Here is a 12,602-nt window from a genome sequence, read left to right as displayed (position 1 = left end):
GCACGAGTTCGCGAGAGCGCTTTGCAGCACTCGTGGTCATCGTTAGACATGGTGAGATCTGGTCCGACCTGGAAAACGCCATGCCCGATATTCCGCTCACCGCAACGACAGCCGTCATCGTCTTGGCCATTGTCCTGCTGTTCTTCCTGATGAAGATGGTGAAGACCGTACCGCAAGGATATAACTACACGGTCGAGCGTTTTCGCCGTTACGCCTATACCATCCAGCCCGGCCTCAACATCGTGCCACCGATTTTCCATCGCATCGGTGTGCGCATGAACATGATGGAGCAGGTGCTGGATGTCCCGACCCAGGAAATCATCACCCGCGACAACGCTTCGGTGGCGGTGGACGGCGTCGCCTTCTTCCAGGTGATCGATGCCGCCAGGGCTGCCTACGAGGTCGCCAATCTCAACAGCGCCATCCTCAACCTGCTGATGACCAATATTCGCACGGTGATGGGCTCGATGGATCTCGACCAGCTGCTTTCCCATCGCGACGAGATCAACAATCGCCTCCTGACTGTGGTCGACGCGGCGGCGACCAGCTGGGGCATCAAGGTCACCCGCATCGAGATCAAGGATATCGTGCCGCCGGCCGACCTGATCGCCTCGATGGGACGCCAGATGAAGGCCGAGCGGGAGAAGCGGGCGGTCATCCTCGAGGCCGAGGGCCAGCAGCGCGCGGAGATCCTGCGGGCCGATGGCCGCAAGCAGGCCCAGGTGCTGGAGGCCGAGGGGCGCAAGGAAGCCGCCTTCCGTGATGCCGAGGCGCGAGAGCGCGCGGCCCAGGCCGAAGCCGCGGCGACGCAGGTGGTCTCCGAGGCCCTGTCACACGGCAATGTCGCCGCGCTCAACTACTTCATCGCCGACAAATATGTGAAGGCCATGCAGGCGATGGCGACGGCACCGAACCAGAAAGTGATGGTACTGCCGATGGAGGCGACGGCCTTGATCGGTTCGCTCGCGGGCATCGGCGAGATCGCCAAGGCCACTTTCGGGGACGCAGCCTTGCCGGCCAAGCGCTCTGGCGTGCCGCGTACCGGCCAGGATTGAGACGGAGCCGTCCATGACCGAACTTGCGTCCATCAATGTCTGGGGATGGTTCGTGCTGGCTGCCGTGCTGATCGGCCTGGAGGTGTTCCTGCCCGGAGCCTTCATGATCTGGCTCGGTCTCGCCGCCGCGGCTGTTGGTGTGATCAGCCTCTTCCTGCCATTGAGCTGGCCGCTGGCCCTGCTGCTGTTCGCAGCTCTCGGCGTGGTCTTCGCCTGGATCGGCCGGCATTTCGCCCGCCGGGCCGATGCATCCGACAAGGAACAGCCTTTCCTCAATCGCCGGGCCGATGCACTCGTCGGCCAGAGTTTCACCCTGGCCGAGCCGATCATCAACGGCGAGGGGCGGATCCGGGTCGGCGACACGGTGTGGCAGGTCCGGGGAGCTGACGCAGGCACCGGTGCACGCATCAGGGTGGTGCGCGTCGAGGGCGGATGGCTGGCCGTGGAAGAAGTGGCGAGGCAGGCGTGAGGACGGAATCGGGGTAGATTTTGGTGCGGTATAATCCGCGCTCAAATCAGCGCCCGTCGATCACGCGCTCCGCCTACCCCGCGCCCTCAGCCCATCACCGCCATCCCCTTGATGTCCGCCGGCGTCACTCCATCCGCCCTGAGAGCCCGCAGGCTGGTGGAACGGGCGGACTTCGACAGTTTCTCGCCGTCGGGGCCGAGAAGCAGGCCATGATGACGGTAGATCGGCTCGGGCTGGCCGAGCAGGGCCTGCAGCAGGCGGTGCAGGCCGGTGGCCTGGTAGAGATCCCGGCCGCGCACGACATGCGTGATGCCCTGCAGGGCATCATCGACCACCACGGCCAGGTGATAGCTCGCCGGAAATTCCTTGCGTGCCAGCACGACGTCGCCCCAGCGTTCCGGAGCGGCAGGAATCGCCTCGGAGCCCGCGCCTCGGGGCGCTGCCTGCTCCCGCCAGACCAGGACAGGCGCCAGCGCCGCAGCCTTTGCCAAGGCCGCCGACATGTCGAGCCGGAGGGCGAAGGGTTCGGCCGGATCTCTCCTCGCTGGATCGTCCGTGGCGGCGAGCGCGGCGCGCGGATAAAGCGGCGTCCCGTCAGGATCGCGTGGGTGGCTGGGCAGACGGACGGCCGCGGCAATCTCCGCCCGCGAGGCGTAGGAACGGTAGAGCAGCCCCATGGCGGCGAGACGATCGAGCGCCTGGCGATAATCGGAGAAGTGTTCGGACTGGCGCCTCGGCGATGGTTCGAAGGGCAGGTCCAGCCAGGCGAGATCCTCCAGCAGGGCGGCGACGAATTCCGGGCGGCAGCGCGTAGTGTCGATGTCCTCGATGCGCAGCAGCAGACGCCCGCCGGTCGCTTCGGCCCAGCGCTCGTTCTCGAAGGCCGAAAGCGCATGGCCGAGATGGAGGTGGCCGGTCGGGCTGGGGGCGAAGCGCAGGACGGGACGGATCGATTGATTTGTCACGCTCGTGGTGTAACACACGGGCATGACCGTGATCATCCGCTCGCGCACCGAAATCCTCGCCGGAGTCGAGGCCTTGCGTGCGCTCGATCCCAGGCTGGCTGCCATCCATGACCTGTGCGGTGAGCCGCCCTTGCGCCGCAGCGAGGGCGGTCTGGAGGGACTCGCCTGGATCATCGTGTCCCAGCAGGTCTCCGTCGCCAGCGCCCGGGCGATCTGGGCACGCACCAAGGCGGTGTTCGATCCCTTCACGCCCGAGAGGCTGGTCGGCGCTCCCGAGGCGGATTTTCGTGCCGGTGGCCTGTCCATGCCGAAGATCCGTACCCTCAGGGCTGTCGGCCAGGCAATGCTGGAGGGGCTCGATCTCGATGCCCTGGCGGCGCTCAGCGCCGATGCGGCCCGCCTCGAACTCACCAGGGTCAAGGGCATCGGTCCCTGGACGGCCGACATCTATCTGATGTTCTGCCTCGGCCATGGCGATGCCTTCGCCTCGGGCGATCTTGCCTTGCAGGAAGCGGCGCGCATGCTGCTCGAGCTCGAAAAACGCCCGGATGCGGCAGAGCTTGCCGGCATCGCCGAAGCCTGGCGCCCCTGGCGCAGTGTTGCCGCTCGCCTGCTCTTTGCCTATTACGCCAGGATGAAGAACCGGGCGGGCGTTGCCTTGGAGTAGACGGCGCGACGTATTTTCGTCACGCAAGGGTGTTCAGTGGATCCAAGAGTTACGTGAGGAGAGCAGAATGACGACACTCGACGGGCCCCGCCTGCCTGCCAAATCCGGAAAAGCCCGCCAGCTCGTCGTGTTCCTGCATGGCTACGGCGCCGACGGCAATGATCTGATCGATATCGGCCGGGCCTGGCAGGAACTCCTGCCCGATACCGCCTTCGTATCGCCCCACGCGCCCGAGCCCTGCGCGGGAAGCCCCTTCGGGCGCCAATGGTTCCCCTTGACCTTCCAGATCCCCAATGAGCGCTGGCATGGCGTGGAGAAGGCACGCCCGGTGCTCGATGCCTTCCTGGACGAGGAGCTGAAGCGCGAAGGACTGGAGGAGGCCGCTCTCGCCCTGGTCGGCTTCAGCCAGGGCACCATGATGGCCCTGCATGTCGGACTTCGCCGCCCCAAGGCGATGGGGGCGATCGTCGGCTATTCCGGTGTTCTCGTCTGTCCGGACGGGCAACTGCCCACGGTGATGACGCCGGAAATCACGGCGAGGCCGCCCGTCCTGCTGATGCATGGCGACCAGGACCAGGTCATTCCTCCCTTCGCGCTCCAGTTCTCGCAGGAAGGGCTCAAATCCCTCTCCGTCCCGGTCGAGGCCCATATGAGCCGCGGGCTCGGCCATGGCATCGACAATCAGGGCCTGCGGCTTGGCGGCACCTTCCTGGCGCAGGCACTGGCACGGGCGGAGTAGAGGGAAGGACCGGCTTGACGACATTGCCGCAACCGGAGCGTTTTGCCTTTCCCCGCAAGGGGTGGAGGGACATTTCGAGGCCCGATCGACGCACCTTCCTGCGCGGGGTGGCGGCGCTCGGCCTAGGCACGCTGGCTTCGCCGGCCATAGTCAGCCGAGCTCTCTCCTCCTCCGGGGAACTGAATTATCTGGGCTGGTCGGGTTATGATTTCAGCGCCCTGTTCCGCACCTTCACCGAAAAGACCGGCATCACCGTCAATTTCGTCGAGCAGCCCGACCAGGAGGCGATGCTGGCGCAGGCGCGCATCGCCGCCCAGGGTGTGGGCGCCGACATCGTGGAGCCTTCGATCGACCGCCTGCCGGAATGGCTGCAGGCGGACCTGCTGCAGCCCTGGGACGATGGCAATGTCGGCCTCGATCTCTATGAAAAAGCCTTCCTGACCGGCTCGGCCATGCATAAGGGCCGGCGCTACCTCCTGCCGGTGGTCTGGGGGGCGGAGGCGCTGGCCTATGCGCGCCAGGCGGCACCGCAGGCCCATGGCACCGCCTCCCTTGCCGTGCTCTTCGATGACAGATACCGCGGCAAGGTTGCGATCAGACCATCGACGGGCCTGGCGGCGATGGGCCGGGTGCTGGAAGCCGAGGGCAAACTGCCGAAGCCTTGGCTCGACGGCTACAGGGACGAAGCCACCATGCGCCAGCTCTGGGACCTGGCATTGGCGGAGGCGACCAGGCGCAAGGCGATGATCGGCCAGTTCTGGAGCAGCGAGAACGATGCGCTCACGGCCTTCCGCGGCAAGGGGTGCACGCTGGGGCTGACCTGGGACACCACGGCGCAGGTGCTGGCTGGCGACAATATCGGCTTCGTGGCACCCAAGGAGGGCGCCTTCGGCTGGCTGCAGGGCTATGGCCTGCTCAAGAATGCCCGCAATGCCGAACAGGCGCATGAATGGGCTCGCTTCATCGTGACGCCGGAGGCGTCGGCCGCCTATGCCACGGCTTTCTCCGCCAATCCGGTGGCGCGGGGGGCCTTCGACCGGCTCGATCCCAAGCTGCGGGATTTCCTTGGGGCGGCCTATCCCGACGATGCCCTGTCGAAGATCTGGTGGTGGCCGGCCCAGCCGCCCTGGTTCGTCGCATTGCGCAGCGAATACGCTCAGAAATGGCAGGCGGCGTAAGAGGTGGCCGAGCTGCTGCTTGGAATGGCGCAAGCAGCATCATAATGTAAGGCTATGCCACTCGATTGTGATATCCGTCACGCCGGCCCGGATGACGCGCCGGCGATCAGTGAAGTCATACTGGCCGCTCTTCGTGAAACCAACGCGCGCGATTATACGCCCGAAATCATTGCTCGCGTCGGAGAGAACTTCACGCCCCCGCGGGTGGTAGAACTGATCCGGACTCGCAAAGTCCTCGTTGCTCTTGCCGGCCAGCGTGTCATCGGCACTGCGAGCCTGGAGGGAGAGTGGGTTCGCACAGTGTTTGTCGCCCCCGATGCTCAGGGCAACGGCGTCGGGCGACGCCTCATGACCGAGATCGAAGATCTGGCGCGGCACGCAGGTCTTGCGATATTGCGGGTCCCCTCAACCGTGACGGCTGAGCGGTTCTACAGCAAGCTGGGATTTACCGCCGTGCGAGACAGTTATCACGATGATGAACGCACGATCATCATGGAACGGCACTTGGTCTCGCTGTGAATTCAGACTCAAGCTGGCGATCCGTCGTTGGGCGTCGCCGGTATTACACCCCCACCGTTGCGGCGATCTTGTCCATGCTCCTGGCGAGCTTGAGGTCGAGCTCTGTCAGCCCGTCGACGTCATGGGTGGAGAGGGTGACGTCGACGGTCTTGTAGACATTCGACCATTCGGGGTGATGGTTGAGCTTTTCGGCGGTGAGGGCGGCCCGTGCCATGAAGCCGAAGGCTTCGCTGAAATTGCGGAAGACGAAAACGCGGCGGATCGCATCCCGGCCCGGCGTCGGTGCCCAGTTCGAGAGTTCGGCCAAGGCGGATCGGCGTTCGTCCTCGTTCAGTTTCGCCTGGGGCATGCCAGCCTCCTTCGATGCGTTTGAGCTGTGGCGGTGAGGACGCCGCTGCGCAGGCGGCAAGGACGACGTCAGCGCAGCGCGGCTTCTTCGCGGTGCTGCAATTCATAGGCCTCTTCGACGATATAGGGGCCGCCGCCGACCGAATCGCGCGAGGAGTAGAGCACGAAGCGCTCGGCGGTGAAGCTGAGACGGCCTCCGCCCCTTAGGGCAAGCCAGTCGGCGGTGAGGCGTGCCGTGGCTTCGCTGCGTAGCCGCGCCAGGGTGATGTGCGGCGTATACTGCCGGTTCTCGATCGGCACGCCGAGGCGGCGGAGCAGGCGTTCCTGCACGGCCTGCAATTCCATCAGGGCCGGGTTGGGCAGCACCCTGGCATAGACCGATTTCGGCCTGCTGCCGCCGAAGGCATCCAGCCCGTCGACGACGATGTCGACAATGGGGCGGCGAATGCCGTCGAGGGCTTCGGCGACATCGCGCGCCAGTCCGTCATCGATGTCGCCGATGAAGGACAGGGTGATGTGATAGTTCTCGACGTCGATCCAGCGGGCGCCGGGCAGGCCACCGCGGAGCGTCGACAACTTCATGCCGATGAGGGGAGGAACTTCCAGAGCGGTAAACAGACGCGGCATGGCACGAACGCCGTATAGTTATCGTCGGAGATTCAATCCTAGAGAGTTTTACCGCCGAGGGGAAAGCGCAAACCGTCGCGCACCCTCGGCATCCTGTTTTTTTCTGCGGAAAACGAACCAAGCCAGCGCTGGCGGCTGGCCCGCCGCATCTTCACGGTGCCGGGTTCATGTGCAGCTGGTGAATGGCGTCGATACGCGCCTCGAGTTCAGCCGGAATGGCGATGTCGATCGAGCCGATGGCGGTTTTGAGCTGTGCCATGGTGGTCGCCCCGATGATGGTGGCGGTGGTGAAGGGCCTGGTGTTGACGAAGGCCAGCGCCATCTGGGCCGGATCGAGGCCATGCTCGCGGGCGAGGTCGAGATAGGCGTTGAAAGCGGTGTCGGAGCCGGGCTTCTCATAGCGCTGCAGCCGGTTGAACAGGGCCTTGCGCGAACCGGCCGGCAGGGCGCCGTCGCGGTATTTTCCGGTCAGGTAGCCCTGGGCCAAAGCGGAATAGGCGAGCAGCCCGAGCTGCTCGCGCATAGCGACCTCGGCCAGCGCAGTTTCGAAGGTGCGATTGACCAGCGAATAGGCGTTCTGGATCGAGTGCATGCGCGCCAGGCCGCGCGTCTCGCTTTCGGTGAGAAAGCGCATCGCACCCCAGGCGCTTTCGTTGGAAAGGCCGATCCAGCGAACCTTGCCGGCCTTCACGAAGCCGTCGAGCACGTCGAGCTGTTCGGCGATCGACGTGGTCTCATCGCTGGGGCTGGTGCGAAAGGCCGTGGGGTTGGAGCCCCAGGGCATCGAGCGCTCGGGCCAGTGGAGCTGGTAGAGGTCGATATGGTCGGTCTGGAGGCGCTTGAGGCTCTTGTCGAGCGCCTCGGTCATCTGGGCGCGGTTGAGCCGTGTCGGCTCCTGGGCGTCGCGCAGCCAGACCGAGGTGCCAGCGCCGGCGACCTTGCTGGCAAGGATCACCTTGTCGCGGCTGCCGCGTGCCTTGAACCAGTTACCGATGATGCGTTCGGTCGAGCCGGCAGTCTCCGCCCGTGGGGGAACCGCATACATTTCGGCGGTGTCGAAGAAATTGACGCCCTGCTCGAGGGCATAATCCATCTGGGCGAAGCCATCGGCCTCGCTGTTCTGCTCGCCCCAGGTCATGGTGCCCAGGCAAATCACGGAAACGTCCTGGCCGGTGCGGCCGAGCTTATGAAATTTCATGAAAGGAATCCGGAAAAGGGAGGACGCCTGTTTGAAGCAAGGAAGGCGGCGTTGGCAAGCCCCGCGGCTCTCGGGAATGCCTCACCGATAGAACTCGCTGGGGGGCATGCCGAAATGCCGCCGGAACATCGCCGTGAAGGCGCTCTGGCTGGCATAGCCGCTGTCATAGGCGACATCGATGATGCGGGCACCGGCAGCCAGGCGCTCCAGGGCGAAGAGCAGCCGGGCCTGCTGGCGCCATTGGCCGAAGGTGAGCCCCGTCTGGCTGGCGAACAGCCGGTGCACCGTCTTGGCGGTGATACCGAGGCGCGCCGCCCAGTCCTGCGCCGTTTCCTCGTTTTCGGGATGGGCGATCAGATGTCGGCAGACGGTGCGCAGGCGGACATCCCTCGGCATCGGCAGATGAAGCGGCAGGACATCGAGAAGTCTGAGCTCGTCGAGCAGCAGCTGCACCAGCCTCTCATCACGGCCGCTGGCGGGATGATCGAGCGGAATGGCGACTGCCGCAACGATCAGCTCGCGCAGCAGGGGCGAGACGGCGATCACGCAATTGTCGCTGGGCAGGGCTGCGGAGACCGTGGGATCGATGAAAACGGTGCGGATCTTGACCTCGCCGCACATGTGCACTTCGTGCTCCAGGCCGCCAACCAGCCAGACGGCCCGGTTGGGCGGCACCACCCAGCTGCCGGCCTGCGAGCGCACGATCATCACGCCCTGGATGGCATAAAGCAGCTGCGCGCGCGGATGGGCATGCCAGCCGGTGTCGGAGCCGTCGGGATAGTCGATCTCCATCGCCACGACGGCACGTTCGGTGTCGTGGAAAGCGAGGTGGCGGGTGGTGTGGTCGTCCAGCATGTCCCAATCACGATAGTCGATGTTAGATTAGCGTGAGACGGACGCGGTGAAAAGAGGCAGTTTCCGCCCCTCCATTCCACGGGTGCGCCATGTCTTCCAAACCCCCTTCCTCCAAACCCTTCGCCTTGCTCTATCCCTTCTTTGCCATCGTCCTGTGGGCCGGCAACGTCATCGTCTCGAGGCTGTCGGCCCATGCGATCGGGCCGCAGGCCATCACCTTCTATCGCCTCGTCCTGGCGATCGGCCTGATGACCCTCTTCGTCGGCCTGCCGGCCTGGCGCAACCGTGCCGTCCTGTGGCGTCATCTCGGCGAGTTCGCCGTGCTCGGCTTCCTGGCCATGTGCCTGTTCCAGAGCCTGTCCTACCTCGCCGCCGGGTCGACCACGGCGACCAACATGGCGGTGTTCACCGCATTGTCGCCTTTGCTGACGGTGGCCCTGAGCGCGGTGATGCTGGGCGAGCGGCCGACGATCGGCATGGTCGGCGGCGGCATCCTCTCGATCGTCGGCATCGTCTATCTCGTCAGCGCCGGCGATCTCGGCAGCCTTGCCCGGGATGGCGTGCATCCCGGCGACGCCCTGATGCTGCTGGCGGGCTTCGTCTATGCCCTCTATTCGGTGCTGCTCAAGCGCTGGAACCTGCCGGTCTCGGGCTGGCAGTCGACCTACATGCAGGCTCTGTGCTCTCTGGCGGTGATGTTCCCGGCCTTGCTGGCGACGCCGGCGCCACTGCGGGCGCTGAACACGGAAACCCTGCCGCTGATCGCCTATGCCGGCTGTGCCGCCTCGGTGGTGCTGCCGGTGCTGTGGATCCGTGGCGTCGAGCAGCTCGGCCCCAGCCGCTGCGCCATCTTCCTCAACCTCCTGCCGGTGTTCACGGCACTCGCCGCCATCGTCATGCTGGGCGAGCCGATCCGCTCCTACCACGTCATCGGAGGTGGGCTGGTGCTGGCCGGCGTGATTGCGGCGCAGATGCTGAAACGGCCGTTGGGGCGGCCGGTGGCGGTCGAACTGTCGGAGTGACGCAGACCCTAAGGGTCATGTTCCGTGCAGGCCGTGGGTTATACGCTCACCGCCTGCACCCCCCGCCCTTCCTCACCGAATACCTTGAGATAGCGATCGATCGCCTCCTTGCCGCCGGTAGCCTTGGCGAGGTTGTCCGAAAGCTTCACCGCCGGCTTGCCGTTGACCGAGGTGATCTTGCACACCAGCGAGATCGGATCGAGCAGCGGGATGGGGTGCGAGCCGCAGCCGCGGAAGTCGTTGGTGAGATTGGTGCCCCAGCCATAGGAGGGGCGCATGCGGCCGTTGAAGTTCCTGTGGGCGGTCTCGATGGAATCGATGTCGAGGCCGTCGGAGAAGATGATCAGCTTCTTGGCCGGGTCACGGCCCCGCGCCCTGTACCAGGCGATGATCTCCTCGCCGGCCTGCTGGATCGGTTTGGAATCGGGGCGCATGCCGGTCCAGTCGGCCACCCAGTCCGGGGCACGTTCCAGGAAGGCGGCAGTGCCGAAGGTGTCGGGCAACACGATCAGGAGATTGCCGTCATAGAAATCGCGCCACATCTCCAGCACCTTGTAGGGCGATTCGCGCAGGCAACCGTCCTCCTCGCACAACGCCGCATAGACCATGGGCAGCTCATGGGCGTTGGTGCCGATCGATTCCAGGTCGTTGTTCATGGCGAGCAGCACGTTGGAGGTGCCGACGAAGGCGTTGCCCAACCCCTCCTTCATCGCCTCCACGCACCAGCTCTGCCACAGGAAGGAATGGCGCCGCCTGGTGCCGAAATCGGAGATCTTCAGGTTTTCCAGCTTCTTCAGCCGCTCGATCTTGTCCCACAGCTTGGCTTTGGCGCGGGCATAGAGGATGTCGAGTTCGAAGCGGCCCATGGAACGGGTGGCGGCCCTGGATTTCAGCTCGTTGATGATGGCGAGCGCCGGAACCTCCCACATGGTGGCCTGGCTCCAGGGCGCGTCGAATTCGAGCACATAATCGCCGTTCTCGATGCGCAGATCGTAGTCCGGCAGGCTGAAATCGGCGAGCCAGTCGAGGAATTCGGGCCGGAAGATCTGCTGCTTGCCGTAGAAGGTGTTGCCGCGCAGCCAGATCAGCTCGCGCTTGCCGAAGCGCAGCGTGCGGGCGTGGTCGAGCTGGTCGCGCAATTCCTTCTCGTCGATCACATCGGCCAGGTTGATCGACTTGGTGCGGTTGATCACGGTGAAGGTGGTGCGCACATTCTCATGCCGGGCATGGATGGGCTGCAGCATCAGGAGCTTGTAGAAGTCCGTGTCCAGGAGGCTGCGGACGATCGGATCGAGCTTCCAGGTCCGATCATACACCCTCTTGGCAATATCGATATTCATGAAAAGTGCCCCAAGCCGCCTTTGCCGGCGAAAGAGCGGACCATGCGTGGAATATGGCGCAAGATCAAGTAGCGCCGAAGCGCCGTCCTGTCGGGGGATGGACAATGTTAGCGATCGATCGCTGACTGACTGGCCGGCGTGCGGCTTTGCCACGCTTGACGCTTGCCGATCCCCCCTTCCATATGTCCGGCAAAGTGTCGTGCCGAAAGCCCGTCGTGGTGTTTCAGCGCGAGCCAAGGCGTCGTGAGAGGCGCTCGATCTTGGGAATGGAGACGGAGATGGCGGGCGACGTCGCGGAATCGACTTCGGTGGCGGGGGCGGGCTTGCCGAAGATCGCCTGGGGCAAGGGCCTCGTGCTTACCGATGTCGACGGCAAGCACTATCTCGATGGCTCGGGCGGGCCGGCGGTCTATTGCCTCGGCCATGGCAATGAAGAGGTCAACCAGGCCATCAAGGACCAGCTCGACCGCATCGCCCATGGCTATCGCTACAATTTCACCTCCGATCCCCTGGAGGAATTGACCGAGCGCGTCGGCCGGCTCTGCGGCGGCACGCTCAAGCAGATGGTGTTCGTCTCCGGCGGATCGGAGGCGGTGGAATCGGCCCTGAAGCTCGCTCTGCAATATTTCGCGGCCCGCGGCGAGATGAGCCGGCGGCGCTTCATTTCGCGCGAGCGCTCCTGGCATGGCAACACGCTGGGCGCCTTGGCGCTCTCGGGTTTTCGCGAACGCCGCCTCTCCTTCGAGGGCGCGCTCGTCGACGTGCCGCTGATATCGCCCGCCAATGTCTACCGGCCGCCGGCCGGTGTGGCGCCGGAAGATGTCGGTGCGGCCTGTGCGCAGGAACTCGAAGACAAGATCCTGGAGTTGGGCCCCGACAAGGTCGCCGCCTTCGTGTTCGAGCCGGTGGTTGGCGCTGCCGGCGGCGTGGTACCGGCACCGCCGGGCTATGCCAGGAAGGTGCGCGAGATCTGCGACCGCCATGGCGTCCTGATGATTGCCGACGAGGTGATGTGCGGGGCTGGGCGCTGCGGCACCTGGCGTGCGCTCGAGCATGACGGCGTCTTCCCCGACATCATGACGGTGGCCAAGGGCTTGGGCGGGGGCTATCTGCCGCTCGGGGCTGCCGTCTATTCCGACAGGGTGGCCGAGCCGATCAATGCCGTCGACGGCGGGCCGCAGACCGGCCACACCTTCACCGGCCATACCGCGGCCTGCGCCGCCGGCGTTGCCGTGCAGCGCATCGTCGAGCGCGACGGGCTGGTGCAGCGCGTCGCGGTGAAGGGCGAGGAATTCAAGCGCACCTTGGCCGATGCCCTCCATGGCATTCCCTATGTCGGCGACATCAGGGGCCGGGGCTTCTTCACCGGCATCGAGATCGTCGCCGACCAGGACAGCAAGGAGCCCTTCCCGGCCGAGAAGGCGCTGTTCCTCAAGATCCGCGCGCGGGCCTTTGCCAATGGGCTGATCTGCTACCCTTCCGGCGGCAATGTGGACGGCATCAAGGGCGATACCGTGATCCTGGCGCCGCCCTACAACGCCACCGACGCTGAACTCGGCGAGATTGCCGGGCGCTTTGCGACGTCGCTGCGCCAGGCCCTCAAGGACATCGGAGCATAGG

14 protein-coding genes are annotated in these 12,602 nt (G+C 65.1%); 8 read left to right on the top strand and 6 right to left on the bottom strand.

What is annotated here, in order from left to right:
• Window positions 1–80: 80 nt before the first annotated feature.
• Together U1R88_RS24130 and U1R88_RS24125 are read left to right on the top strand one after the other, a co-directional pair.
• Window positions 81–1,055: an SPFH domain-containing protein gene (locus tag U1R88_RS24130; protein WP_068284168.1), complete on the top strand. Its 975-nt coding sequence runs from the start codon at window positions 81–83 to the stop codon at window positions 1,053–1,055.
• Window positions 1,056–1,068: 13 nt separating this feature from the next.
• Complete coding sequence (locus U1R88_RS24125) at window positions 1,069–1,524, top strand: NfeD family protein (RefSeq protein ID WP_322433543.1); 456 nt, start codon at window positions 1,069–1,071, stop codon at window positions 1,522–1,524.
• A gap of 86 nt (window positions 1,525–1,610) precedes the next feature.
• On the opposite strand, the gene gluQRS is transcribed toward U1R88_RS24125, so the two are convergent.
• Window positions 1,611–2,513: a tRNA glutamyl-Q(34) synthetase GluQRS gene (gene gluQRS, locus U1R88_RS24120; RefSeq protein ID WP_322433542.1), complete on the bottom strand. Its 903-nt coding sequence runs from the start codon at window positions 2,511–2,513 to the stop codon at window positions 1,611–1,613.
• Here gluQRS and U1R88_RS24115 point away from each other — a divergent pair.
• From U1R88_RS24115 to U1R88_RS24100, 4 genes are all read left to right on the top strand, one after another.
• Window positions 2,512–3,156 carry a DNA-3-methyladenine glycosylase family protein gene (locus U1R88_RS24115; RefSeq protein ID WP_322433541.1) on the top strand — a complete coding sequence of 215 codons (645 nt, stop codon included), beginning with the start codon at window positions 2,512–2,514 and terminating at the stop codon, window positions 3,154–3,156. The genes gluQRS and U1R88_RS24115 overlap by 2 nt on opposite strands.
• A gap of 67 nt (window positions 3,157–3,223) precedes the next feature.
• Complete coding sequence (locus tag U1R88_RS24110) at window positions 3,224–3,895, top strand: alpha/beta hydrolase (protein ID WP_322433540.1); 672 nt, start codon at window positions 3,224–3,226, stop codon at window positions 3,893–3,895.
• Between the two features lie 14 nt (window positions 3,896–3,909).
• On the top strand, window positions 3,910–5,073 hold the full coding sequence (locus U1R88_RS24105; protein ID WP_322433539.1) for an extracellular solute-binding protein: 1,164 nt from the start codon (window positions 3,910–3,912) through the stop codon (window positions 5,071–5,073).
• A 54-nt stretch (window positions 5,074–5,127) separates the two neighbouring features.
• Complete coding sequence (locus U1R88_RS24100; RefSeq protein ID WP_322433538.1) at window positions 5,128–5,592, top strand: GNAT family N-acetyltransferase; 465 nt, start codon at window positions 5,128–5,130, stop codon at window positions 5,590–5,592.
• Between the two features lie 43 nt (window positions 5,593–5,635).
• Here U1R88_RS24100 and U1R88_RS24095 read toward each other — a convergent pair whose 3' ends face one another.
• From U1R88_RS24095 to U1R88_RS24080, 4 genes are all read right to left on the bottom strand, one after another.
• Window positions 5,636–5,941, bottom strand: coding sequence for a 4a-hydroxytetrahydrobiopterin dehydratase (locus U1R88_RS24095; RefSeq protein ID WP_068284152.1), 306 nt, complete (start codon window positions 5,939–5,941; stop codon window positions 5,636–5,638).
• Window positions 5,942–6,009: 68 nt separating this feature from the next.
• Window positions 6,010–6,567, bottom strand: coding sequence for an RNA 2',3'-cyclic phosphodiesterase (gene thpR / locus U1R88_RS24090; protein WP_322433537.1), 558 nt, complete (start codon window positions 6,565–6,567; stop codon window positions 6,010–6,012).
• Window positions 6,568–6,718: 151 nt separating this feature from the next.
• Complete coding sequence (locus U1R88_RS24085) at window positions 6,719–7,765, bottom strand: aldo/keto reductase (protein ID WP_322433536.1); 1,047 nt, start codon at window positions 7,763–7,765, stop codon at window positions 6,719–6,721.
• Window positions 7,766–7,846: 81 nt separating this feature from the next.
• On the bottom strand, window positions 7,847–8,620 hold the full coding sequence (locus U1R88_RS24080; RefSeq protein ID WP_322433535.1) for an AraC family transcriptional regulator: 774 nt from the start codon (window positions 8,618–8,620) through the stop codon (window positions 7,847–7,849).
• Between the two features lie 89 nt (window positions 8,621–8,709).
• On the opposite strand from U1R88_RS24080, the gene U1R88_RS24075 reads away from it, so the two are divergent.
• Entirely contained in the window at window positions 8,710–9,642 is a 933-nt protein-coding gene (locus U1R88_RS24075) for a DMT family transporter (protein WP_322433534.1), read from the top strand.
• Between the two features lie 38 nt (window positions 9,643–9,680).
• Here U1R88_RS24075 and U1R88_RS24070 read toward each other — a convergent pair whose 3' ends face one another.
• The gene (locus U1R88_RS24070; RefSeq protein ID WP_322433533.1) at window positions 9,681–10,982 is read right to left on the bottom strand and encodes a nicotinate phosphoribosyltransferase; all 1,302 of its coding nucleotides are present in this window, start codon (window positions 10,980–10,982) and stop codon (window positions 9,681–9,683) included.
• 278 nt (window positions 10,983–11,260) lie between these two features.
• Between U1R88_RS24070 and U1R88_RS24065 the strand changes: the two genes are divergently transcribed.
• Complete coding sequence (locus U1R88_RS24065) at window positions 11,261–12,601, top strand: aspartate aminotransferase family protein (protein ID WP_322433532.1); 1,341 nt, start codon at window positions 11,261–11,263, stop codon at window positions 12,599–12,601.
• Window position 12,602: the final 1 nt, after the last annotated feature.

This window comes from Labrys sedimenti (assembly GCF_034424805.1).
Lineage (GTDB): Bacteria > Pseudomonadota > Alphaproteobacteria > Rhizobiales > Labraceae > Labrys > Labrys sedimenti.
Note: the sequence above shows the minus strand (reverse complement) of the source record. Positions and strands in the feature narration are given on the sequence as shown.